At 33.9% G+C, this 23,777-nt stretch carries 21 protein-coding genes; 15 read left to right on the forward strand and 6 right to left on the reverse strand.

Features of this window, described 5'->3' with window-relative positions; genetic code table 11:
• Window positions 1–87 precede the first annotated feature (87 nt).
• Entirely contained in the window at window positions 88–858 is a 771-nt protein-coding gene (locus PC_RS05040; protein ID WP_011175596.1) for a class I SAM-dependent methyltransferase, read from the forward strand.
• A 102-nt stretch (window positions 859–960) separates the two neighbouring features.
• Here PC_RS05040 and leuS read toward each other — a convergent pair whose 3' ends face one another.
• Window positions 961–3,498: a leucine--tRNA ligase gene (gene leuS, locus PC_RS05045; RefSeq protein WP_011175597.1), complete on the reverse strand. Its 2,538-nt coding sequence runs from the start codon at window positions 3,496–3,498 to the stop codon at window positions 961–963.
• 293 nt (window positions 3,499–3,791) lie between these two features.
• On the opposite strand from leuS, the gene rnr reads away from it, so the two are divergent.
• The 4 genes from rnr to PC_RS05065 all read left to right on the forward strand — a co-directional run bounded on the left by rnr (window position 3,792) and on the right by PC_RS05065 (window position 7,965).
• Entirely contained in the window at window positions 3,792–6,065 is a 2,274-nt protein-coding gene (gene rnr / locus PC_RS05050; protein WP_232086061.1) for a ribonuclease R, read from the forward strand.
• 121 nt (window positions 6,066–6,186) lie between these two features.
• On the forward strand, window positions 6,187–6,894 hold the full coding sequence (locus PC_RS05055) for a DUF502 domain-containing protein (RefSeq protein ID WP_011175599.1): 708 nt from the start codon (window positions 6,187–6,189) through the stop codon (window positions 6,892–6,894).
• A gap of 5 nt (window positions 6,895–6,899) precedes the next feature.
• Complete coding sequence (locus PC_RS05060) at window positions 6,900–7,556, forward strand: DUF502 domain-containing protein (protein ID WP_011175600.1); 657 nt, start codon at window positions 6,900–6,902, stop codon at window positions 7,554–7,556.
• On the forward strand, window positions 7,546–7,965 hold the full coding sequence (locus PC_RS05065) for a DNA polymerase III subunit chi (RefSeq protein ID WP_039358900.1): 420 nt from the start codon (window positions 7,546–7,548) through the stop codon (window positions 7,963–7,965). The genes PC_RS05060 and PC_RS05065 overlap by 11 nt, the downstream gene beginning before the upstream one ends.
• Window positions 7,966–7,974: 9 nt before the next feature.
• Here PC_RS05065 and PC_RS05070 read toward each other — a convergent pair whose 3' ends face one another.
• Window positions 7,975–9,480 carry a hypothetical protein gene (locus PC_RS05070; protein WP_011175602.1) on the reverse strand — a complete coding sequence of 502 codons (1,506 nt, stop codon included), beginning with the start codon at window positions 9,478–9,480 and terminating at the stop codon, window positions 7,975–7,977.
• Between the two features lie 241 nt (window positions 9,481–9,721).
• On the opposite strand from PC_RS05070, the gene PC_RS11215 reads away from it, so the two are divergent.
• From PC_RS11215 to PC_RS05090, 6 genes are all read left to right on the forward strand, one after another.
• Window positions 9,722–9,895, forward strand: coding sequence for a hypothetical protein (locus PC_RS11215; RefSeq protein ID WP_162831831.1), 174 nt, complete (start codon window positions 9,722–9,724; stop codon window positions 9,893–9,895).
• 33 nt (window positions 9,896–9,928) lie between these two features.
• Window positions 9,929–10,087: a small basic protein gene (locus tag PC_RS10470; protein WP_011175603.1), complete on the forward strand. Its 159-nt coding sequence runs from the start codon at window positions 9,929–9,931 to the stop codon at window positions 10,085–10,087.
• A gap of 237 nt (window positions 10,088–10,324) precedes the next feature.
• On the forward strand, window positions 10,325–10,771 hold the full coding sequence (gene ybeY / locus PC_RS05075; RefSeq protein WP_042279539.1) for an rRNA maturation RNase YbeY: 447 nt from the start codon (window positions 10,325–10,327) through the stop codon (window positions 10,769–10,771).
• Between the two features lie 373 nt (window positions 10,772–11,144).
• Entirely contained in the window at window positions 11,145–12,518 is a 1,374-nt protein-coding gene (locus PC_RS05080) for a hemolysin family protein (protein ID WP_011175605.1), read from the forward strand.
• Between the two features lie 536 nt (window positions 12,519–13,054).
• Entirely contained in the window at window positions 13,055–14,614 is a 1,560-nt protein-coding gene (gene rny, locus PC_RS05085) for a ribonuclease Y (protein ID WP_011175606.1), read from the forward strand.
• Between the two features lie 135 nt (window positions 14,615–14,749).
• Window positions 14,750–16,747: a DUF3604 domain-containing protein gene (locus tag PC_RS05090; RefSeq protein ID WP_011175607.1), complete on the forward strand. Its 1,998-nt coding sequence runs from the start codon at window positions 14,750–14,752 to the stop codon at window positions 16,745–16,747.
• A 91-nt stretch (window positions 16,748–16,838) separates the two neighbouring features.
• On the opposite strand, the gene PC_RS05095 is transcribed toward PC_RS05090, so the two are convergent.
• Complete coding sequence (locus PC_RS05095; RefSeq protein ID WP_011175608.1) at window positions 16,839–17,624, reverse strand: carbonic anhydrase; 786 nt, start codon at window positions 17,622–17,624, stop codon at window positions 16,839–16,841.
• Between the two features lie 361 nt (window positions 17,625–17,985).
• Here PC_RS05095 and PC_RS05100 point away from each other — a divergent pair, with 361 nt between their 5' ends.
• Genes PC_RS05100 through PC_RS05110 form a run of 3 tightly spaced genes read left to right on the forward strand, consistent with a single transcriptional unit; the run spans window position 17,986 to window position 19,475 of the window.
• Window positions 17,986–18,255 carry a hypothetical protein gene (locus PC_RS05100; RefSeq protein ID WP_011175609.1) on the forward strand — a complete coding sequence of 90 codons (270 nt, stop codon included), beginning with the start codon at window positions 17,986–17,988 and terminating at the stop codon, window positions 18,253–18,255.
• 44 nt (window positions 18,256–18,299) lie between these two features.
• The gene (ubiE, locus tag PC_RS05105) at window positions 18,300–19,028 is read left to right on the forward strand and encodes a bifunctional demethylmenaquinone methyltransferase/2-methoxy-6-polyprenyl-1,4-benzoquinol methylase UbiE (protein WP_011175610.1); all 729 of its coding nucleotides are present in this window, start codon (window positions 18,300–18,302) and stop codon (window positions 19,026–19,028) included.
• Between the two features lie 33 nt (window positions 19,029–19,061).
• Window positions 19,062–19,475: an acyl-CoA thioesterase gene (locus PC_RS05110; protein WP_011175611.1), complete on the forward strand. Its 414-nt coding sequence runs from the start codon at window positions 19,062–19,064 to the stop codon at window positions 19,473–19,475.
• An 8-nt stretch (window positions 19,476–19,483) separates the two neighbouring features.
• Here PC_RS05110 and PC_RS05115 read toward each other — a convergent pair whose 3' ends face one another.
• From PC_RS05115 to menB, 3 genes are read right to left on the reverse strand one after another with little or no spacing between them, the layout of a single operon-like run.
• On the reverse strand, window positions 19,484–20,617 hold the full coding sequence (locus PC_RS05115) for an AMP-binding protein (protein ID WP_011175612.1): 1,134 nt from the start codon (window positions 20,615–20,617) through the stop codon (window positions 19,484–19,486).
• Window positions 20,618–20,635: 18 nt separating this feature from the next.
• The gene (gene menA / locus PC_RS05120; RefSeq protein WP_011175613.1) at window positions 20,636–21,538 is read right to left on the reverse strand and encodes a 1,4-dihydroxy-2-naphthoate octaprenyltransferase; all 903 of its coding nucleotides are present in this window, start codon (window positions 21,536–21,538) and stop codon (window positions 20,636–20,638) included.
• Window positions 21,539–21,558: 20 nt separating this feature from the next.
• A complete protein-coding gene (gene menB, locus PC_RS05125; RefSeq protein ID WP_011175614.1) occupies window positions 21,559–22,386 on the reverse strand; it encodes a 1,4-dihydroxy-2-naphthoyl-CoA synthase in 828 nt (275 codons plus the stop codon).
• Between the two features lie 1,067 nt (window positions 22,387–23,453).
• On the opposite strand from menB, the gene PC_RS11220 reads away from it, so the two are divergent.
• Window positions 23,454–23,591 (forward strand): hypothetical protein, encoded by a 138-nt coding sequence (locus tag PC_RS11220; protein WP_181679063.1) that lies wholly within the window; start codon window positions 23,454–23,456, stop codon window positions 23,589–23,591.
• The last annotated feature ends 186 nt before the right edge of the window (window positions 23,592–23,777 follow it).

Genomic DNA, 23,777 nt, shown 5'->3' on the forward strand with positions numbered 1-23,777 from the left:
ACCATCGAATGACTATTTTTTTTCTTTGAAAGTCTTATTAAAAAAAATATATAATTACATAATTTTATACATTTAGATAAGGATTATATGACAAAAAATCGTGATACGTCGTGGAATTCAGTCGGTCGTTGGTATGACAACTCAGTTGGTGAACAAGGACATTATTACCACCAACAAGTCATTATTCCACAAGTCACCAAACTACTCAATTTTTCAGACCAAGAACAGGCATCATTATTAGATTTAGCTTGTGGCCAAGGAGTTTTGAGTAGACATCTTCCCTCACAAATTTCATACACTGGTATTGATCTTGCTAAACAATTGATTACAGCTGCAAGACAACATAATCGTCGCGCTCAATGTGATTTTTTTTGTGCGGATGTGACCGAAAAACTACCTATACAAAAAGTAGACTTTTCGCATGCTACTATTATCTTAGCTTTGCAAAACATCCAGTTTCCTTTAAAAGTTTTTCAAAATGCCTCCAAACATTTAAAACCTTTATCCCCTTTGGTTATTGTCATTAATCATCCTTGCTTTCGCATTCCCCGCCAATCATCTTGGAAAATTGACACAGAAAACAAAATTCAATACCGAAGAATGGACCGTTATATGAGTGAAATGAAAATTCCTATCCAAATGCATCCAGGCCAAGGAACCGAATCTCAACAAACATGGTCATTTCATTATCCCCTTTCGACTTATACATACTGGCTTCAAGAAGCTGGCTTTACACTAGATCGAATAGAAGAATGGTGCTCCAATAAAAACAGTGAAGGGAAAGCTGCAAAGATGGAAAATAGAGCTCGCGAAGAATTTCCCCTTTTTATGGCACTCATTGCAAGAAAAAAAGGATAATTTGTATTAAAATAATATTTTATCATTTAGCACCGATGGACTGATGTTGAATGAATTTTTTAAATTTAAAAATTCTTATTCATCCAACATCAGCTCATATTTTTATCTTAAAACAATGCTTAAGAGTTTATTAGGAACAAAAACAACTTTCCCAATTTCTTTTTTGTTAATGTATTGCTGGATATGAGGGTTATTTTTAGCCGCTTCTAAGACATTTTCTTGCGTTTGATCTTTAGGTAAATCAAATCGACCTCTTACCTTACCATTAATTTGCACAACATAAGTAATTACATTCTCTTGTAAGTATTTTTCTTCCACTTGCGGATATGGAGTAAAAGAAAGAGATCCTTCACATTTTAAATGTTCCCACACTTCCTCTGCAAGATGAGGTGCAAAGGGAGCTAATACTTGAGTTGCCATTTGAATAACTTGTTTTGGATAAGTAACCAACTTAGTAAATTCATTTATAAATTCCATCATTTTAGCAATTGCCGTGTTAAACTGAAGCAATTCCATATCTTTCATTACGCTATGAACAAGACGGTGTCCCAATTTAAGCCCTTCTTCAGATGTTTCGTTGGTGACTTTGTCTGAAAATGCCATTTCATAAAATCGATTAAGAAACCGCCTTGTTCCTGACACAGCATCTGTATTCCAAACTTTTTCTTTTTCAAGAGGGCCCATAAACATTTCATATAAACGAAGTGCGTCAGCTCCATATTCTTGGATGATTTCATCCGGACTTTCCCCATTGAGTTTACTTTTAGACATTTTATCAATTTGGCTAGTTAACTCTTCTCCTGTCCGGCTATCAAAATATTTGCCATCTCTTTGTTCCACATAGCGAGGTTCAACATACACACGCATCTTATTTTGATAGGAACGGGCAACAACGAGGCCTTGATTACGAAGAGTTTGAAAAGGTTCTAGGGTATGCACGTAACCGCAATCATACAGAACCTTATGCCAAAATCGAGCATAAAGAAGGTGTAAGACAGCATGTTCTACCCCACCTATATACAAATCAACAGGTAACCAATATTTTTCTTTTTCTGGAGAAAATGCTTTTTCTGTATTGTGTGGGTCGCAAAAACGAAGATAATACCAGCAAGATCCTGCCCATTGTGGCATAATGTTTGTATCTCTAAAGGCTTTTTTTCCTGTTTTTGTATCAATGATCTCTACCCATTCTTTAATTTGCGTTAATGGCCCTTTTCCATCGCCAGTGGGTTTGTAATTTGTAATTGCAGGTGGACATAGGGGAAGTTCATCTTCATCAAGAAGTCGAACCGATCCGTCCTCAAATTTGAGTAAAGGAAAAGGCTCTCCCCAGTACCGCTGGCGAGAAAACAACCAATCGCGTAATTTATAAGTCGTGGCAGACTTTCCTTTATGGTTAATTTCCAACCAGTTGATAACAATTTTCTTTGCTTGGTCTAGATTTAAACCATTGAGGGAGAGATCGCCACAAGCACTATTGACACAAATACCATGGCCCGGCCAGCATTGCTGTCCAGCCAAGACTTGATTTCGAATGGTTATTTCTTCACAAACAGGATCATAGACAGGAATGATTGGAAGTTTAAAAGTCTTCGCAAATTCAAAATCTCTCTCATCATGAGCGGGTACAGCCATGATAGCCCCTGTTCCGACATTCATCAATACATAATCAGAAATCCAAATGGGTATTTCCTTATGATTAACGGGATTGACTGCATAAGCTCCTGTAAACACCCCTGTTTTATCCCGATTAAGCTCGGTTCGATCCAAATCACTTTTACTTGCTATTTGCGCTTGATAAGCGCGAACTGCTTGCTGCTGGCTAGAAGCTGTAATGTGAGATACCAAAGGATGCTCGGGAGCTAAAACTAAATAAGAGACTCCAAATAAAGTATCCGGTCTCGTTGTAAAGACAGAAAAAGCTTCTTGGGTTGTTTTTTCGATAAATTGAACATAAGCTCCTTCGCTTTTTCCAATCCAATTAATCTGCAATTTTTTTAAACTTTCAGGCCAATCTAATAAGTCTAAATCTTGAAGCAAACGATCTGCATAAGCCGTAATTTTTAAAATCCATTGTTTAAGAGGTCTTCTTTCAACAGGATGGCCTCCATCTTTTGTTTTTCCATTTTCAATTTCTTCATTTGCTAATACAGTTCCCAAAGCTGGACAATAATTAACAAGCATTTCAGCTTCGTAGGCCAGCCCTTTTTCATAGAGCTTTGTGAAAATCCATTGCGTCCATTTATAATAATTTGGGTCACTTGTTGCCAGTTCTCTATTCCAGTCATAGCTAAATCCTAGAGCTCGAAGTTGGCGACGATAATTATTAATATTTTCTTGTGTTGATTCGGCAGGATGTGTTCCTGTTCGAATTGCATATTGCTCTGCTGGAAGACCAAAACTATCCCATCCCATTGGATGCATCACATTATAGCCTTTAGTTCGCATATAACGGGCAATAATATCGGTTGCGGTATACCCTACAACATGACCTACGTGTAATCCAGCTCCCGAAGGATAAGGGAACATATCTAAAACATAGTATTTGGGTTTCTGAAAATTATCGTCTGAACGATAGGTTTGATTATCTTGCCAAAACTTTTGCCATTTTGCTTCAATTTGTTGATGATCGTATTTCATTTTGTTCCATAAGTTAATTAAGTTTTCTAGCGAAGATTAGGTATCTGTGTTATACACAAAATACCGAAAATGAGTATTTTAACTGCTAAACATGAAATGATGAATAAAAAAACAAAAAAACATCTTAAGCAATTTAAGCTTAAAACATTTAGTTTTTATCATGAGGATATGTTTAAGAAAGAGTTTAAAAGCTCAGAATCTATATTTTCTCGCGTTTTTTAAATCACATCGTAAGGTATTTGATTAATTCTATGGTAAAAACCAGCAAAAAGTCAAAACAAAAGGCTCCCACAATGCGGAGTGCAAAAGAAGAAAAACTATTCAATAATTTATTAAAAATTACAGAACAGTTTATGCGCGGTAAAAGCTTTATGCCTTTATCCCTAGAAGTTTTGATGCAACGTCTCGCCCTTCCTCCTCAACACAAGGAAATTTTTCAAGAAGTTCTTAATAAATTACAGCAACAGGGATTAATTGAATCGAAAGAAGAGAAATATGAATGGAAAAAATCCCAAGCAGATGTGGTGACGGGAATTTTAAAAATGCATCCCCGAGGATTTGGTTTCGTTCAAGTTACGATTCCTAAAAATTTTGAACAAGACATTTTTATTCCCAAACATTTAACAAAAAATGGTGTAGACGGAGACGTTGTCGAAGTTATCCTTAACCAAGAAGTTATCTCTGATAAGGGACCTGAAGGGAAAATTGTTGCTATTCTTTCTCGTGGAAGAACTCATATGGCTGGAATCATCCGCCAGCTTGATAAAGATAGGATGTTCATTGCTCATGTTCCGCTACTTGGTACTCAACAACGAGTTGTCGTTCATCCAACCGAAGAACATCAATTGCAAATTGGTGATCGCATTGTCATGGAAGTCATCGATTGGGGGTCAAAAGAAACAGAAACAATCTGTCGCTTTTCTCATTATTTAGGTCACATTTCAGATCCTTCATGTGATGTCTATGCAGCAATTGAAGAATTTGAGTTAAGGTCTGATTTTCAAACAGCTGCGATTGAAGAAGCTAATAACCTGGGAAAGAGTGTTTCTAAAAAAGATATTCAAAATAGAGAAGATTTAAGAGAACTAATTTCTCTGACTATTGACCCAGATACAGCAAAAGACTTTGATGATGCTCTTAGTTTAACACGTGACGCAGAAGGTATCTATAATTTAGCCGTTCACATTGCCGATGTTTCTCATTATGTGCAGCCTGGAACTGCTCTCGATGAAGAAGCTAAAGCACGATGTAACTCTACTTATTTTCCAGGATATTGCGTCCCCATGCTTCCTGGGGCATTATCTGAAAATTTATGTAGCTTAAGACCAAATGTAAACCGGTTAGCTGTTTCTGTTTTAATGCGCATTGACAGTTCGGGAAATTTACTTGATTATCGTTTTACTCGCTCTGTGATTAAAAGCGCGAAACGCTTTACCTATAAAGAAGCCAAAAAAGTCTTAGATGGGCAAAAAAACAGCCCTTATAAACCGCATTTAGAACTAATGGTTGAATTATGTCGTTTATTAAAACAAAAACGTTACGAACGCGGTAGTATTGAATTTTCTCTACCGGAACTCGTTATTTTAGTAGATGAAAAAGGAAAGCCTTATTCAACCGAATATATTACTTATGATATTACACATCAAATGGTTGAAGAATTCATGTTGAAGGCTAATGAAATCGTTGCGTGGGATTTAAGCCAAAAAGGGAAAAATTTGACTTATCGTATTCACGATGAACCTTCAGAAGAAAATCTTCGTGATTTTTCCACGTTAGCTGCCGCTTTTGGATTCAAATTACCTGATCTTCCAACTCCTCAAGATCTTCAAAAATTATTTGAAAAAGCTGCAGAGACAGCTTACAGTAATTATTTAGCATCGAGCTACATTAGGCGAATGCGTTTAGCTGCTTATTCAGCAGAAAATATTGGTCATTATGGATTAAGCTTAACCCATTACTGCCATTTTACCAGCCCCATTAGACGCTACGTTGATTTAGTTGTTCACCGTATTTTATTTGGCGAAAGTGATCGTTTTGATGATCTTCAAGAAATTGCTAATTATTGTTCGGAGCAAGAAAGAATCAGCGCAAAAGCTGAAAATAGCGTTGTGATATTAAAAAAACTTCGACTCCTAGAAGAAAGACATCAAAAGGCCCCGGAACATGAGTATCAAGCTATCATTACTCGAGTCAAAAATTTCGGCATTTATTTTGAGATCTTTGATCTTCTTTTGGAAGGATTTATTCATATTTCCGATTTGGGTGAAGATTATTTTGTCTATGAAGAAGAAAAAATGCTTTTGAGAGGTGCTAAACACGGAGCAAGATATTCTCCTGGCGATAATCTCGTTGTTATGTTAGAAAAAATCGATTTTATTTCTCAGGAAACAAAATGGTATGTTTTACCATCCGTTTCTACACCTAAGAAATCCATTGCACGTAAAAGATCTGCGTCCAAAGAATATCAAAAACATTTAAATAAGAAATGCTCAACCGGCAAATATAATCTCAAAAAAAAACAAGCGGCTTCTATGACTAAACTTGGGAAGAAAAAACGGAAAAGATAAAAAATTAAAAGAGAAGCAAGATGATGAAAGCTCAAACATTTGATAACAAATGTTTTAAACTATTCGATTATCTCATTTTTGTTTACAATGATTTTATCCAAGTATTTAATATATAGGACTCATGAAAAAATATTTTATCACGGGACTAGTCATTCTCCTTCCTGCCGCTCTAACCTTAGGTGTCGTTATTTTTATCTTTAATCTATTGACGACGCCATTTTTAGGGATTGTTAAAATAGTATTTGAACAATATGGTCTATTCGAGAGAGGTTTTTTATTTCTGAATTCTGAGCAACTCCAAAATATTTTGGCACAAATATTAATCTTAACTAGTCTATTTTTTATCACAATTTTGCTTGGATTAATTGGAAGGTGGTTTTTCTTTCGTAGTGTAATAAAATTTGCCGAATATCTTTTTAAAAATATTCCTTTAGTTAATACAATTTATAATACCTGTAAAGACGTGATTAAAACGCTCTTTAATTCAAAGGCTAATTCCTTTAAACAAGTCGTGCTTGTCCGCTTTCCTAATCCTTCTACTTACTCGATTGGATTTATCACGAAAGAAGGTTTGCTAGGCCTTCACAACACTCCTTTTGAAAATTCCTCTATAGTATTCATTCCAACAACACCTAATCCTACATCTGGTTTTCTTTTAGTCTATCGTCAGGAGGACATCCTTTATTTAGACATGAAAGTTGAAGAAGCATTTAAATATATTATTTCTTGCGGAATGATTACACCTTCATTCCATCCTATTCAAAAAAAGCCCGATAGCACCCCTTCTTACGAATTAAATTCTCCTCCAATTTCTTTTCAAGAAACATAAGAGATATGAAAAAAAGTTTTTTGACTGGTTTTGCTATTTTATTTCCCGTGATACTCACTATCATTATCATTGGCTTTTTCATCAACTTTTTGACTTATCCTTTTTTGAACCTTACTAAATTTTGGTTAAATCAATTTAATTGGTATGAAAATTATTCTATTCTATTTGCAGATTTAGGGATCACTCATTTTATCAGTCAATTATTAATTTTAGGATTACTAATAGGTATTATTTTTGGCGTTGGATTACTAGGGCAACTTTTTTTAATTAATTATATTTTAAAATTAGGGAATACCTTAATTTTAGCCATCCCCTACATCAATAAAATTTATAAGTTTTCTCAAGAATTTGTCTTCAGTTTGTTTTCCTCCCACTCTAAATCCTTTGCTTATGTAGTACTAGCTCCATATCCCTCTGTAAACCATTTAAGCTTAGGATTTGTCTCGAAAAGTCTTTTAAATTTTCAAGAGCATGAACGTTTAATCTCTGTCTTCATCCCCGGAACACCTAATCCTTCTATTGGATATACGTTAAAATTTAAAAAGAAGGATCTTCTTTTTCTCGATATGAAGATTGATGAAGCAATGAAATTTGTGATATCTTTTGGAACTATAACGCATGATTTTAAACTTCTCGACCCAAATAAATGCCATGAAATCTAAAGTTTATTTTTTTAATGTTAAAGATAACCAAGCTAAAATTCATTTGATTTGCTCAAAAGCAAAGGAATCTTTTGAGCAAGAGAAACGACTACAAATCCTCGTCCCAACAATAGAAGCGGGCCAATATATTGATTCGCTTCTTTGGCGCTATCCCGAAGACAGTTTTTTAACTCATACATTGACTACAAATTTATCTCCTGAATGGATTGTAATTACAACAGAGGAAACTGTGAATCTTAATTTAGCTGCTCGTTTGCTTAATCTTTGTCCTCACCCCATCAAATATTTTTCTTTATTCGCAGAAATTTACGAATTATACGACGAAAGCCACCCTCAAAAATTAGAAAATTCTAAATTACGTTTTAAGAATTACCAAGATTGGGGGCTGGCTTTATCCCTTCTCAAATAATCTTTAAATTTAGCAATCGGCACTTGATTTTGTGGCGCGTGGAAATAATTTGACTAAAGAAGACATTTGCTCACCTAATAAACTAATCCCCCAAATTGTCACAATGCTGACCATCATAAAAACAAGCAAACATGAGTAAACGAATTTTCCTAGGTATTTTCTTCCATGATTGAGGAGTAGTATTAAACAACGAGAGAGAAGAGTGTAAATTTTATAAAGAAAATTGAAAATATAATTAATTATGCGGGATAAAATTCCTAATCCTTTATTGATAACCTGAATTCCTTTACTGATGACCTTAATAAAATAGCGACTTCCCTTTAAAGAGAGGTAGATTCCATAAGCAATGCTTCTAAATACACTCCTTAGAATAAATTCAATGAATTTATTCTTGGCGAAGCGTTGAAAATTTCTTCGCAAAAAGTGAGGCCAAAAATTAAACTCTAAATACAGTAAAATATAATCTTTAACCTGTTCAAATGTTAAATTTTTTAATTGCTCTTGTTGATCTGCTAGATACTGCAAAAATTTTTGATGATATTCTTCCGTCCAATTCAATAATTGTTGTTGTTTTTTAAAATAACTTACTTTCAAACTATCCCAAAAAGGTTTGATAGATTGCAAATAAATTTTTTTGATCGGATAAAACTGATAAGCAGTCTTTTGAAAGCCCATTTTTAATAAATTCTCTGATGTACCTAACCATTTTTGAGCAAAAGTTTGAGCCAACTCATATTTACTGTGCCATTTTTCCTTCCATGCAAAAGCTTGTTTATTCACGAAATAAAATGTATACGCACTTAGTTTTGAAATTTGGAGCATTGATAATAAAGTTTGGAAAGTGTTAACTGATTGTAATTTCCAATTTTGTGCTTTTTTTATTCCTTTTATTATTATTTCATAAGATATTGTTAAGAAATGCTCCGTTTTCTTTTTTAAAGGGTTTAATACTGGTTTTGAAGTTATTTTTTTTAATTGATGATTCCACAGCTTTACTTGAGCAAGTATTTTTAATCGTAAACGTTGAAGCGCTTGATTGATATCTAAACTTAAACGAATAATCGGGCTAATCAATTTTTGCAGAGCTTGTTGCATAACTAAAACAACTTCTTTTATTTTCTGCTTTAAAGCATTTACTTGCTTTTGTACTTTTTGTTTAGTTTTTTTCAAGAATGTGGATAAGGTATGCACAAGGGCGGGGATTCCTTCTACAAAGATCCATTTAGGCAGACCATAAATCACAAGATAAGGAGGAAAAGCTACCGCTAAAAATAAATATTTTCCAATCCGCATAAATCCTGTGTGTATAATCGTATATTTTGAATGATGACGTAATCGATTTAGTGCCTCTTTTTTTAAATTTTCACGACTCAGTTCCCACGTGTCTTTACGGATGGATTCAGTACTTTGAATCGATGAATGTCGAAGATCTATCCTTTTAGAAGCATCATAGAAATTGGAATAAATTTGAGGATCACACTGTGTTAAACGATCAGATGTCTTATAAATTCCCACCGTAGCTCCTTTTTTTTAAAATAATAACATATTTAATTGATTTTTTAAACTATGTAATTAAATGTTATCAAAAATTTATTTGCTAAATTCAAAAATAACATAAAATAAAAAAAATTCACAAACAGAGAAGATGAAACGAAAAGTTCAAATGATTTGATTATTCAGATTATTAAGAAAAATATCTTGCGCATTTCAATCACCTTCCTTATAATGAATCCTCGTATTTATAAGGAGAATTCACATGACCCGCATGAGTAAACAAGGCGAAAGACGAAATCGTTTTCCTCGCAAACATCGTCAGCCCAGCACTAAAACAGGCCCAGTTAAAGACAATTTGCCAAATGGTTTTAAAGATCATACTAATGCAATCGAAGGTGATCTTGCTGCAGCCGTTTTTATTCCAAAAATTAAATAATTGACTGCTTAAAAACAGAAATAAGGTTTAACAATGTCTAGACACCCAAGTTTTGGTAAGGCAGGAAAAACTGCCACAAAGCGTAATGTACTTAAACGCTTTGAAAGAATTGATGTTTTGAAGAAAATTGGCCGTTGGAAAGATTCAGAAAACAAGCGAATTACAGGCCTTCCTAAAACACCTGTTCTATAATTGTCTATCTTTCTCAATTTTTAGAAACCAGAGTTTTGTTTTTCTTTTTGAACCCAATTCGCTATGAAAACTTAAAAAATAGTTTTTATTAAGTTGATTTTTCGATTTGCCAAAAGAAAATATGGAACATCAAAAAGAAATACAAAACTCTGGTTAAACTTCTCGCCTGGTTATTGATATTTTTCTACCCATAAACTTAAATTAATTTTTTTATAAACTAACAAATCTTTTTTGATTGTGATTATTAACGCCTCCAACGAACAGCATGATTTAAAATTTTCGCTTGCAAATTTAGATGCTATTGTTAAAGAAGTTATCCAAAAAGAGCAGCAAACATGTGATGAAGTCAATATTTACTTTGTCGATACTGCTACTATCTGTAAGCTTCATCTAGATTATTTTAATGATGACACACCCACAGACTGCATTTCATTTCCCATGGATAAAGACGAAAATTCTCCCTATAAGATCTTAGGGGAAATTTTTGTTTGCCCTCAAACCGCAATTGAATACGCTCTTTCCCATGAACTAGACCCGTACGAAGAAACAACGCTATATCTTGTTCATGGCCTATTGCATTTAATGGGATATGATGATTTAGAAGAAAATGATTTCCTCATAATGAAAGAAGCGGAGATAAGACATATGACCCATTTAAAAAAACTTGAGCTATATATAAAGTAATCGATTTTTAACTTGCGAAATTTAATTTTTGCCATTACTTTAAAAGAACTAGTTTTTGAAAAATTAACTATAAATTCTCCCTCTTTTTACCTTCTTCATAAAACAACTAATTTAAAGAAAAAAGCATCTCTTTTGACTGGCTTATATTTTCTAAAATTTTAAATGTTTTATATTAGGAAACAGGTTAAAGTGATCCGAATATCACAAAATAAACTTTGTATACTTTGAACGAAAAAAAATAATAAATGCAATATTAAAAACTGAAGTTTTTTTAATCTACTGTATCTCATTCTTTTACATAAATGAACTTTTAAAAAACTTTTAGATTTTTATTAAACTTTATAACAAGGTTCCTTTTAACAGGAGAATCGATTTGCCTCTCAATCTCACCCTTTTCTTACTTATTATATTAATCATCGGACTGTTTTGTCTTACAGCGATTAATACAGCTCTTCGTAGACTCCATAAAAAGAACTCAAAAAAACAACTGAATTTAAGTGGTAAACTTTTCTTCTATCGACATTTTCACGCTATTTTCTTCCGTAATCAAGAAGCAGAAGAATTATTTTTTATAACCACCCTTGCGCAAAATATTTTGCGCTTTATTTACGTCATATTTTCATTAACAATTTTAATCCAATTAAATTTGATTTCTTGGTTAGTCAATCCTATAACACACAGCTCATCTTTGATCATTAACTGGCCTGCCGGCTTGTTGTGCTTAATAAGTTTATTTTTCCTTTTTTTTATTGTAGGAGACTATCTCGCACGTATTCTTGGTGGACGTTATCCTGAAATAGCTATTCAGGTCTGTGCTCTAGTGTCCTCTCTATTTATGACTCTTATTTTTCCACTAACTTTTTTGTTTTTGAAATTTTCTCAAGCATTTGCACGAACTATTTATTTTAATCCTTTATCTGAAACTGCTTCTAAGGCCAAACAAGAAATTATAGAAATCATTGAAGAATCCAATTTTACAGCAAGCCTGGACCCCCATGACAAAAAATTAATTGAAGGGGTCATGGATTTTAAAGATCGCATTGCTCGAGAAGTGATGGTTCCTCGCGTGGATATTTTTAGCTTAGCCCACGACACAACAATAGAACAGGCCGCAGTTCTAATATATAATGAAGGCTATAGCCGCATACCAGTTTTTAAACATACTCTTGATAACATCATCGGTGTCCTAATGTACAAAGATGTTTTAGCTAAGTATATGGAATTTTCTCGCACGCAAGATACTAAAATCTTACAAGCACCTATTTCAGGTTTAGTTAAAAATGTTTTATATACGCCTGAAACAAAGAAAATTTCCCATCTTTTACAAGAATTTCGCAAAAAACAAGTTCACCTTGCAATCATTGTTGATGAATATGGAGGGACAGAAGGAATTGTCACTATTGAGGATATTTTAGAAGAAATTGTTGGAGATATCGCTGATGAATATGATGAAAGTGAAGAATCTCTTTTTGTTGCTTTACCTGAAGGAGGATGGTTAATTGATGCCAGAATGACTATTTTTGATATCGAAGAGCAATTTGATATTGAAATTGCTCAAGATGGCGACTACGATACAATTGGAGGATATATTTTTCATGAAACAGGAAATATTCCTTCTAAAGGATTTGTTTTAACAAAACCAAATTTCGAATTAAAAGTAATTCGCTCAAATGATAGGCGTGTAGAAAAACTTAAAATCAGATCAATTCGATTAGATTCGGAAGAAAAGGATGAATTTTCATCATAGCTATTGGTTTTCCCTCTTCCAAAATAAAATTTTTTTGCTTAGCAAAATCTCAAAAAGTTCAGATTAATCCCTTTAGGTTTAAACTAGATTTGGAAATCAAAATTATTTATGCTACATCTATCTTGAATCACGATAAATCCAAGACTTAATAGAGATAAATCCAATTAATTATTTAAATTTAAACAATCGAATCATTTGTAAATGTTTATGTCTAGTTTGTGTGATAGTGCTTCTCATATAAATGAGAAGTGGTAGATTTAGTTGTTGAACTGAAAAAAATAGATTTTTCTTCTAAATATGGTCTATACCAGCTAAAGACAAATCTTTTTTCTGACTAAACAAGGCCTAATTTCGCATCAATTAGTTGATTTATTCTCATACATATTTGATGAATAACAGAATTTTGAGCTAAAAGACCTAACGAATACGAGTCTAATCACAATTACTTTTAATTTAGACGGCTTTTTGCATCGCCTATAACATAAGACATGAATTGCCCATTCAAATTGATTTGATGATTAAGGACACAACAATCAATGATTGAAAATCAAGTCCCTTTTTATCTCCTGATTTTTCTGGTTGGAATTGGTTTGGGAGTATTAACCTTTTGGGCTTATCATCGATTTGCCTTAGGAGGTTTCAAACGCATATCAAAAGACATAATCAGTCGAGCCGAACAAGAAACATCTGAGCTGAGGAAAACAAACGAGTTAAGCCTAAAACAAAAACAAGTGGAATATCAACGTGAACTTGAACAGATGTGGCAGCAAGAACGAAAAAAACTTCAACAAGAAGAAGAGCGTTTAAAGCAAAGAGAAGATAAGCTTGAAAGTCGCATGAATCTCGTAGAAAAAAAATTGTCGGACACTGAAAAAAGAGAGGCCATATTAATTGGGCGCAAAGCTCAATTGGATGAGGAAAAGAAACAAACAATTGAATCTCACTCAAAACTACTTTCTATTTTAGAAAAAGCTTCTGGCTTAACTTCTTCTGAAGCTAAGGAAATACTTTTATCACGTTTAAGTAATGAAGTTAAAACTGAATCTGCTAATTTAATTCGTAGAATTCGAAAAGAAGCTGAAGAAGAAGCTGAGAAAATAGCTTCAACAATTATTGCAACATCCATTAATCGATTGGCTGTTTCTTGTGCCTCTGAATCTACTGTTTGTACAGTCACTATTCCAAATGAAGACATGAAAGGTCGTATTATTGGACGTGAAGGTCGTAATATTCGAGCTTTAGAAAGAGAAACAGGCGTTAACTTTATTATCGACGATACGCCAGGTGCAGTTGTCTTGTCAGGTTTCGATCCGGTTAGAAAACATATTGCTAAAATGGCTTTAACAGAACTTGTTCAAGATGGACGGATTCATCCAACAAGAATTGAAGAAGTCGTGGAAAAAGCGACTATTAATGTTCATAAACAAATTAAGCAATATGGTGAAGACGCGGCTTTAAGAGCCGGGGCGATGAACTTACATCCCGACCTGATTAATTTATTAGGAAAATTAAAATTCCGTTTTAGTTATGGTCAGAATGTTTTAGATCATTCCCTTGAAGTATCCCATTTAATGGGTTTAATGGCAGCGGAACTCGGATTAGATATTCGACTTGCAAAAAGAATTGGTTTATTACATGACTTAGGAAAAGCTGTTACTCATGAAATTGAAGGATCTCATGCAATTATTGGACATGATTTGGCTCTTAAATTAGGCGAAAATAAAGAAGTTGCTAACGGAATAGGTTGTCACCATCATGAAATGGCACCCTTAACCATTGAAGCGGATTTATGTAGCGCTGCAGATGCTATTTCAGCTTCCCGGGAAGGGGCTCGAATAGAGGCGGTTGAAGAATACATTAAACGATTGAGAAAACTGGAAGAAATCGCTCTTGAATTTGCAGGTGTTGATAAAGCCTATGCGATGCAGGCAGGCCGAGAAATACGCATTGTTGTCCTACCTGACCAAGTTGATGATGCAGGCGTTGTCAATTTAGCTCGCGATCTTACAAAACGAATAGAGCAAGAATTAAGTTATCCAGGAAAAATTAAAGTGACAGTTATTAGGGAAAAAAGAGTTGTTGAATACGCTGTCTAAACTAAATATGATGACCGAATAAAAAATTTATTTTCAAACAATTAATTCAGCATCAACTAATCGGTATTACTTGAAAAACAATTAGTTTTGAGGCAAAATACTTTCAATTTAAGATCTAAAGGGAGTTCATCTTTCATGCGTCGATCGATCTGTTATTGCGAACCCGCACATGCATCTGCAGGTGAAACTAGAACATGGAAATTTATCTATACACCTTCCATTAAATTGCCTAAAGGAACCCGCTTTAAGTTTGATCTCCAATCCAAAGGAAGAGAAATAGACTGGGAAATTCCTAGCGTAAATATGAAAAAGAATGGCGGCGTTATCTATGCAAAAATGGAGAATGGCAAAATTCTTCAAGCCACAGAAATTGAGGTTCCTGATAGTTTTGCACCTCACTATGAATTTATTCTCCCTACTATTCTAGAAGCGGGTGAACACCTTACTATTATACTGGGAGCGAAAGATGGCGAAGTTGAAAAAAAAGGGCAAGGAACAATTCGTGCTCAAACAAGTGCGCAACGAAGAAAACCTTTTTTCCTGTACGTAGATTCCACTGGTAAAGGCAATTATGATGAACCCGAAACTTTTTCACTGGACATTCGAGGAGGAGATTTAGCTAATATACGCGTTTTAACACCTTCATTTGTAGTTAAAAATAAACGCTTCGATGTTGTTGTTCGATTTGAAGATCAATATGGAAATCTGACTAATAATGCTCCTGAAGACACTTTAATTGAATTATCTCATGAACATTTGCGTGAAAATTTAAATTGGAAATTATTTATTCCTGAAACGGGATTTATCACTCTCCCCAATCTTTATTTTAATGAAGAAGGAATCTATACAATCCAACTATTGAATACAAAAACTAAACAAATTTTTCGCTCTGCGCCTATTAGATGTTTTTCAGAAAATAATAAATATTTATTCTGGGGCCTTCTACATGGAGAATCTGATCGCTTTGATTCGACTGAAAACATAGAAAACTGTATGCGACATTTTCGTGACGATAAAGCATTTAACTATTTCGGAGTATCTCCATTTGAAAGTCAAGAAGAGACTTCTAACGATATGTGGAAGTTGATTTCTCAAAACGTTTCAGAATTTGATGAAGACGAACGGTTTTCCACACTATTAGGCTTTCAATGGAGTGGGGAAAACAAGTCAGAAGGGATAAGATTATTTGTTTACTCAAAAGAAAATAAGCCTATTCTTCGAAAAAAAGATTTAAAATATAATACTCTCAAAAAAATCTACAAAAGTTTTTCTCCAAAAGAATTAATTTCAATTCCTTGTTTTACAATGGCAAAAGGGATGGAGTATAATTTTGAGAATTTCGATCCAGATTATGAGCGAGTAGTTGAAATTTATAACGCCTGGGGTTCTTCAGAAACCACTAAAAAAGAAGGAAATACTCGCCCTATTAAGTCGAATTCAAACGGAGTACAAGAGACAGCTGAAGGATCGATTCAAAAAGCTCTTTTAAAGAATTGTCGTTTTGGATTTACAGCAGGTGGATTAGATGATAGAGGCATTTATAGCGGATTATACGAAAGCGATCAAGAGCAGTACTCTCCTGGTTTGACAGCTATCATTGCTTCTTCCCATTCTCGAGAAGCTTTAGCTGAAGCCCTCTACCAACGCTCATGTTACGCCACAACTGGGGAAAGAATGATTGTTGGTCTTTATTTAGCCGGAATTCCAATGGGTAAAGAGATTAGTACGATGGAAAAACCTGGTTTAGCAGTCAACCGTCATTTATCAGGCTATGTAGCCGGAACCACAAAATTGAAAACAGTAGAAATTATTCGTAATGGTAAAGCTTTAAAACAATACGAGCCTGATGATTATCATTTTGAATTTACTTTTGATGATTTATCTTCATTAGAAAAAATTTGCGTTGACGCAAAAGATAAAAAACCACCGTTTGTTTATTATTACCTCAGAGCAATACAAGAAGACGGTCATATCGCTTGGAGCTCTCCTATTTGGGTTGATTACATTCCCTTGTCTGCTATCCCTAAAGCAGCAAAAAAAATAAACCAAAAAATAGCTCCAAAAAAACCTCTTATAGAAGAGAATTTTGATGTAGATGATGAGGACGACGATTTTGATGATTATGAAGAATAAAAGCTAAGTCATCTCCTAACTTTAATTATTCAAATATAACTCCGTTTAGATTTAATTGAATCTAAACAGAGTTTTTTTTGATAAAATGAAATTAATTCAATATTGACTGAAGGGCTTGAGCTTTTAACTTTTTTAAAGGTTTGAAAACAAAAGTTTCTGGGTCATAATATGAAACTTCTCCTGTTTCTATTTTGTAATACCAACCATGCAAGTCTAAAGTTTTTTCATCTACTTTTTTCTTAATAGCGGGAAATGTCATAAGATGTGCTAGTTGATACACAACTGAAATTTGTTCTGCAACAGTATACAAATCTTTTTCAGACGTTTCCGGTTTAACAATTTTCATTGTAGTCTCTTTAGCTTCATTACCAAATTGAAGCCATCGCTTTAAAATACCAAGCTGAGTTGAATTAATTGTCTGAAATAAACCTTTAATAGCTCCACAATGCGAATGACCACAAATAATGATATGCTTAACATCTAAAGCTTCAAGAGCATATTGAATAGTGGCAGAAACACCATCCCAACCATTTTGATCATAAGGAGGCACAAAATTTCCTGCCGTACGAATAACAAATAATTCTCCAGGCTTTGTCCCTAAAATCAAATCTGGTACCATGCGAGAATCGCTACAACCAATAAATAACGTATGGGGATTTTGCCCTTGTTCAGCTAAACGAATAAATTCATGCTCATGTTCTTTAAAATAAAGATTTTTAAAGTCTTGATGATTTCTTGCAAATGTAAGGACTTGATTAACCAGATCTTGGGTTTGTGGTATTTCACTATTGGCAGGCTTTTTTTCTTCAGTTGCGGACACATAAACTAGCGGCAAAATATTCAAAATAGTTGCAAATAAAAATAGCTGAAGTTTCATACCTTTCCTCTGTTTGGGGATAATAAAATTTGATAGTCATCATCTTATACTTATTGCTATCTATTCAAAACAAATTCGAACTAAATTTATGCTATTCAACACACCTATTAAAGCGAAATAAAATATTTCTAAAACTAATTTATTAAATAAAAAAAATTTATTAAGTATGCAAGCTAAAACGTTCTATCTATGCCTCAATTGTATTTTACAATGTCAGAAAAAACTAAATTTTAGCAAAAAAATTTAAACACAGATTGCTAAAGCAAAAAGAATTCCTAAGAAATGGCCAAGCTATAAGATTCAAGATTGCACACTATCCCCTCCTTTGCTATCTTATCTTCAAATTTACCAGGAGATTTGAGTGTCCAATTTATTTGTTACTTTAGTCATTGCTTTTGTAGTGATTGTTATCGCAATTGCTTGTTTAGCTATTGGTTGGTTGATTACAGGCAAGACAAAAATTGAAAGAGGAGCTTGCGGTAGAGATCCTCATCAAAAACGAGAGGATACTTGTGGATCAGTACTTTCGTGCGATCTTTGTTCAAATTCCCTCGAACAAAACATTCTTGAAACGAAGGAAAATTTACAAGAAACCTCCGATGAATTAAATAATCCTTTATCCAAACAATAAAAAAATGATTGTTTCCTAGATTTTTTAAATACGAGGCTATTTTCATGTCGACCTACAATAAAAATCGCCCTCAGACGATCCAAATCATGTTTAATAGTATTGCTAAACAGTATGATCGGACAAATGCTGTTCTTTCCTTCTGTCTTCATAGACGATGGAATCTAGAACTTGTCAAGAAAGTTCAATCCCAACAAACTTCTCATACCTTGCTTGATCTTTGTGCAGGGACAGGAGATGTAGCTTTTAGCTATCTCAACCAAGTTTCAGCCCCTTGTCAAGCCTATTTAGTTGATTTTTCTTCTGAAATGTTAGCTTGTGCTGAAGAAAAAGCAAAAAGTTTTGGGAAAACACCTCATTCATTTCAATACGTTTTAGCAGATGTTCAGCGCCTTCCTTTTTCGAATCAAACAATGGATTGTGCGACGATGGCTTATGGAATTCGTAATATTCACCACCCTCTTCAATCTCTTCAAGAAACTTATCGAGTTTTAAAGCCCGGTGGTTGCCTGGGGATTTTAGAATTAACACGACCCGAAAATAAATTTCTTCAAATAGGGCATCAACTTTATTTAAAAACATTACTTCCATTATTAGGAAAATGGCTAACGGCCAATGAAAATGCTTATCAATATTTAAGAAAAAGCATCCATACTTTCATTCCCCCAGGTGAATTGGAAGAACTTGTAAAAACAGCGGGATTCATTAATACGGGTCGTTATTCATTAGCAGGAGGTATTGCAACGATCATTACTGGTTTTAAACCCATGAAATAAACGATATATAAACATATTCCATGTTGAGAAAAGATGCCCTCTGTTAGTTTTAAACAAGAAATTTTCATTCCTTTTCATTATGTAGACGCCGCAGGGATTTTATTTTTTGGACATACCTTTACTTTAGCTCATCAAGTTTTTGAAAGCTTCGTCGTACAAGCACTTTGTTGCTCATGGGCACAATGGTTTCAAAATCCCTCTTGGATTGTCCCTATCAAAAACGCTGAAGCTTCTTTCCAAGCTCCTTTATTAGCAGGACTTTCGTGTCAAGTTCAACTAAGCATTGAAGAAATTAAACAAAACTCTTTTTCTGTTCATTATGAATTTATTCAAAATGATCAACTTTGTTGTATGGTCAAAACCATTCACGTATTTTGTAATCGACAAAGTAAGGATAAACTTCTAATCCCCAATGAAATTAAAAGCCAATTAGAATTATATTTTTGAGGATTTGTTTATTCGTTCAAAGTTATTAATTTAATCAGCTCGCTTTTTAATATTTTTCCTAGAGGTGAACGGGGAATATTTTCAACAGCAATAACGTTTCGAATCCGCTCAAAAGGAAGAACTGTTTGCTGATAAAGGCCTATTAATGGCTTTAATATCTCCCGCTTATTTTGTTCAACAGCTAAATATAAAATATTTCCTAATCTTTCATCTGGTACCGCCACTAAAACAGCCATTCCAGCAGAAGAATTTTTTAGTAAAATTGATTCCAAATGAGCCTCTAATTGACTCAAATCAACACTTTCCCCCCCAATTTTAAGCAAATGATCAGAGCGACCTTTCACATTCAATATATTCCCTTGTAGATTGCCTAGATCCCCACATCTAAACCACCCCTCAACTTTTGGGTCGTGTAAATAAATTTGATCTTGCTCAAAATAGGCATAACAGGTAAGCAAAGAAGGGCTTTTATATTCCAAATGTCCATCTCTTTCTCTCACACTAATGTGAGTTAGAATTTGCAAAGAGGGATAAGTGGAAAACTGCCAGCTTCCAAGGGTAGCTGTCGCGACTTGAGAACAGCATTCTGTCAAACCATAACTTGGCATTAAAGGCCACCCTAATTCAACAGCTTTCTTATATAAGTCAGGTAACAACCTACCACCTCCTACTATAACGGCCCTTAAACTATTGGGAGCTGGTAAAGCTAATTGCACTAAGTCATAAATTTGAGTCGGGACTAAAGCCGTTAAAGTTCCTTTCATTTCCCTTACAAAACTCCAGAAAATTTTAGGATCCCACTTCCCATTTTGAATTGTTTTAAAATCAAAAACCTGAGAGTCACTCAAAAAGGCTCTAGCCCAAATTCCAAGTCCTCCGACATGAAAATCGGGTAAGGCAGTCACCCAACGATCACAAAATTTGGCTTCAATATGTTTATTCACAGATTCAGCGGAAGCTAAAATTGCTTTTTTGGATAAACCAACCCATTTTTGGCTAGTGGAACCTGACGTAGAAAGCCAAAAGTGACTATCAAGATTTTTAGTTTTCTTGAGTATTTTTAAGTAAAGTTGTTGTTTTTCAACGCCATAACTGGGATTTAAAAAAACTCTTGATTCGGAACTTATCCAATCAATTTTCATACAAATTATTTCCAACGTTCATTCGGCTATACGCATCAAACAAGCTACGGCCAACAATAAACCAAAACTAAAAATTAACAAAATACTTTGCGCAAAACTAGCTTGATAAGAAGTTCCTTGTTTAGTTTCCCAAATTGTTTTGATTAATCGAAAAGCGAGGGGCGATGATCCTAAAGGAAATAGTGTTAAATAAGGTTGGTTAACAAACCACCAAGCAATGCCGACAATGAAAGGAATTATTGCAAAGAAAGTAATTTCCCAACATGCAAATGTTGTTCCAAAACGAACCGCAAGCGTTTTTTTATCAACTTTCGCATCGCTTTGTCTATCTCTTAAGTTATTCACGGCATTAGGAATCATGGCTAAAAATCCCATTTGAATCGCACCAATAAATACTGTTTGATTGACAAACTTTGTTTGCAAATAAAAAGCAGAGGGAATGGCAACGAGTCCATAGAAAATAAAAATAAAAAGCTCCCCAAGGCCATAATAAGCTAATGGAACGGGACCTCCCGTATAAAGATAACCACACAGAGTAGAAAAAAATAAAATAGCGGCAAAGGGCCATCCCCCCGTTATCATTAAAGGAGTACCAATCAAGATGGCTACTCCAAAACATATCAATCCACCTCTAAAAGTTTGTTTAAATGACAGTAATCCCGCTTGAGTCATTCTTTTCGGCCCTAAACGCTCTTTTGTATCCGCTCCTTTTGGAAAATCAAGGGCATCATTGACTAAATTCGTTCCAATTTGTAAGAATAGTACACTTAAAAATGAGGAAGTTGCTAAAAACCAGTCGATTCTCTGCACAATAGCAAACGCCAAAAAAGTTCCTACCATGATAGGCGCTAAACAAATCGGTAAAGTTCTTGGCCTGCTTGCCAACATCCATGGCTTTAGCCTTGTCAATTGATCAATCATTAGAAACACCTTTATCTTTTTTAAGGTAACCGAGGAAATTGATTAAAATTAGGCTTCCGTTTTTCTAAAAATGCTTGTTTTCCTTCTTGAGCTTCTTCAGTCATGTAATAAAGCATGGTCGCATTACCTGCTAAGTCAAGAAGACCTACTTGTCCATCACAATCAGCATTCAAACAAGCTTTTAAACAACGAAGAGCTAAGGGAGAATGCTGTAAAATTTCACGACACCATTTTAAAGTCTCTTTTTCAAGCTGCTCTAAAGGGACAACACAGTTGACAAGTCCCATTTCTAAAGCTTCTTTAGCATCATATTGACGGCATAAATACCAAATTTCTCGCGCTTTTTTTTGCCCTACAATACGAGCTAAATAACTGCTTCCCAATCCACCGTCAAATGATCCAACTTTTGGCCCAACTTGCCCAAAACGTGCATTATTTGCTGCAATTGTTAAATCACAAACGATGTGTAAGACATGCCCACCTCCAATTGCATAACCAGCCACCATGGCAATGATAGGTTTTGGCAAAGAGCGAATTTGTTTTTGCAAGTCTAAGACATTTAAACGTGGAACACCGTCTTGTCCAATGTAGCCTTCTTCTGCACGAACTCTTTGATCACCTCCTGAACAAAATGCGTGAGGCCCTTCTCCCGTCAATATAATCACGCCAATCGTTGAGTCATTACGACAGATATCAAAAGCTTCTTGCATTTCTTGAACCGTTTCAGGACGAAAAGCATTTCGCACCTCAGGTCTATTAATAGTAATTTTTGCTATTCCATCTTCTGTTTTTTCTAACCTAATATCCTGATAAGTTTTAACTTTTTCCCAATTTACTGTCGCTAACATATCCCCTCATATCCTTAAAGTGCTAAAAATGAAATTACAATTCCTATGGAATTATCTGTGATTGAAAAGATCTATATCATTTTATGTATTTATACACAAAATACTTGAATTTGTTTTCCAATATAAAATTAAAAGTAATTTTATATATTTTAAAAATGTTAATATATTATTTTATAAAATAACAACTAAACAATCTGAGTTTATATAACTAAATTTTAATATTATCCTGTTTACATAGAATCAAAAAAGATAAAATAAACATAATTAAATTTAGTCTAATTGAAAAATCGATAAAAAAAGGCATTTTCTTCCCTAACGCATTTATAATAATGCAGCTGAAAAACTTGCTTGGCTGCTATTTGCCTAGAAAAAGCAATAAATTTATCAGCCAATATAGCACTTGTATTTTACGTACAAGTACCGCTTTTTTAAGTGTGTTAAAAAAATTTTGTTGAAGATTTTCTCATGAGTAAAATAAAACATTTGTCTTAGTCGGAAGTAAATTTTTAGGATTTATAATCAGGTCAATAACCAATTTAAAGTTTGACAGTTTATTCAGTTGCGCAAGCTGGGACAAAAATGTTCTAGATACTAGAAGAAGCCAATCGAGAATTTTTAAAGAAGATTAATGATAATTTTATGCTTATATTTCCGAGTGTGGACAAGTTAAGAGCGCAACTATTTGATATTTAATTATTAGTATCTGAAAGTGGGCGTGTATTTGAATCACAAAAAGAATAAAGCTTCTAATCTTTAATGAAGGAGCTCAAAAATTATTTGCTCAAGCTCAGCAAGCGTTTAATAAAAATCGGGAAGAAATTGTGTTAGCCTAAATCCATAGTTTACGTAAGCTCTTAAACAATTTGTATGATTAGTTGAAAAAATTCAATCAAATATGATTACTGAAAAAGAAATTGAAAATTAACATTAACTGTTAAGGTGGAAAGCGTGTAGATAATACTAGAAATTAGCTAGAGTTTTTCCCAGTTTTTGAAGAAGGGTGATGTGATGATACTGAGCACTTAAAAGACAAGTTATTAAAGGGTAAAATTTATCCCTGGATGTATATGTATAGGCGTAAAAAGCCCAGATGGGTAATTGAAAAAAGTGTTTCAGTTAAAAGTAGAGGTGGGAAGTTGAAAGAGCCATCTCTTATCTGCGAAGGAATTTCAGAAGGTTTGTCACAAAATGAAATTGAAAAGTAAAATATTGAATAAAATTTCTATTTTTTAGCTTGATAGAATTTTGGGTTGATCGATTAATAGGCTAGATTCACAAGTTTTAACAATTAAACGAAATTCTAGCGATCTAAGTTTTTTCACTTTGTGGTTAAATTTTCATAGTAAATTTTTCAAATTTTAAATTAATCAGGGTATTTTTTTGATATTGTT

Origin of the sequence: Candidatus Protochlamydia amoebophila UWE25, assembly GCF_000011565.2 — a bacterium.
Taxonomy (GTDB): Bacteria; Chlamydiota; Chlamydiia; order Chlamydiales; family Parachlamydiaceae; genus Protochlamydia; species Protochlamydia amoebophila.

Coding starts and splice junctions, on each gene's coding strand:
- PC_RS05040 (WP_011175596.1), top strand. CDS start 88: ATGACAAAAAATCGTGATACGTCGTGGAATTCAGTCGGTCGTTGGTAT.
- leuS (WP_011175597.1), bottom strand. CDS start 3,498: ATGAAATACGATCATCAACAAATTGAAGCAAAATGGCAAAAGTTTTGG.
- rnr (WP_232086061.1), top strand. CDS start 3,792: ATGCGGAGTGCAAAAGAAGAAAAACTATTCAATAATTTATTAAAAATT.
- PC_RS05055 (WP_011175599.1), top strand. CDS start 6,187: ATGAAAAAATATTTTATCACGGGACTAGTCATTCTCCTTCCTGCCGCT.
- PC_RS05060 (WP_011175600.1), top strand. CDS start 6,900: ATGAAAAAAAGTTTTTTGACTGGTTTTGCTATTTTATTTCCCGTGATA.
- PC_RS05065 (WP_039358900.1), top strand. CDS start 7,546: ATGAAATCTAAAGTTTATTTTTTTAATGTTAAAGATAACCAAGCTAAA.
- PC_RS11215 (WP_162831831.1), top strand. CDS start 9,722: ATGACCCGCATGAGTAAACAAGGCGAAAGACGAAATCGTTTTCCTCGC.
- PC_RS10470 (WP_011175603.1), top strand. CDS start 9,929: ATGTCTAGACACCCAAGTTTTGGTAAGGCAGGAAAAACTGCCACAAAG.
- rny (WP_011175606.1), top strand. CDS start 13,055: ATGATTGAAAATCAAGTCCCTTTTTATCTCCTGATTTTTCTGGTTGGA.
- PC_RS05090 (WP_011175607.1), top strand. CDS start 14,750: ATGCGTCGATCGATCTGTTATTGCGAACCCGCACATGCATCTGCAGGT.
- PC_RS05095 (WP_011175608.1), bottom strand. CDS start 17,624: ATGAAACTTCAGCTATTTTTATTTGCAACTATTTTGAATATTTTGCCG.
- ubiE (WP_011175610.1), top strand. CDS start 18,300: ATGTCGACCTACAATAAAAATCGCCCTCAGACGATCCAAATCATGTTT.
- PC_RS05110 (WP_011175611.1), top strand. CDS start 19,062: ATGCCCTCTGTTAGTTTTAAACAAGAAATTTTCATTCCTTTTCATTAT.
- PC_RS05115 (WP_011175612.1), bottom strand. CDS start 20,617: ATGAAAATTGATTGGATAAGTTCCGAATCAAGAGTTTTTTTAAATCCC.
- menA (WP_011175613.1), bottom strand. CDS start 21,538: ATGATTGATCAATTGACAAGGCTAAAGCCATGGATGTTGGCAAGCAGG.
- menB (WP_011175614.1), bottom strand. CDS start 22,386: ATGTTAGCGACAGTAAATTGGGAAAAAGTTAAAACTTATCAGGATATT.
- PC_RS11220 (WP_181679063.1), top strand. CDS start 23,454: ATGTATAGGCGTAAAAAGCCCAGATGGGTAATTGAAAAAAGTGTTTCA.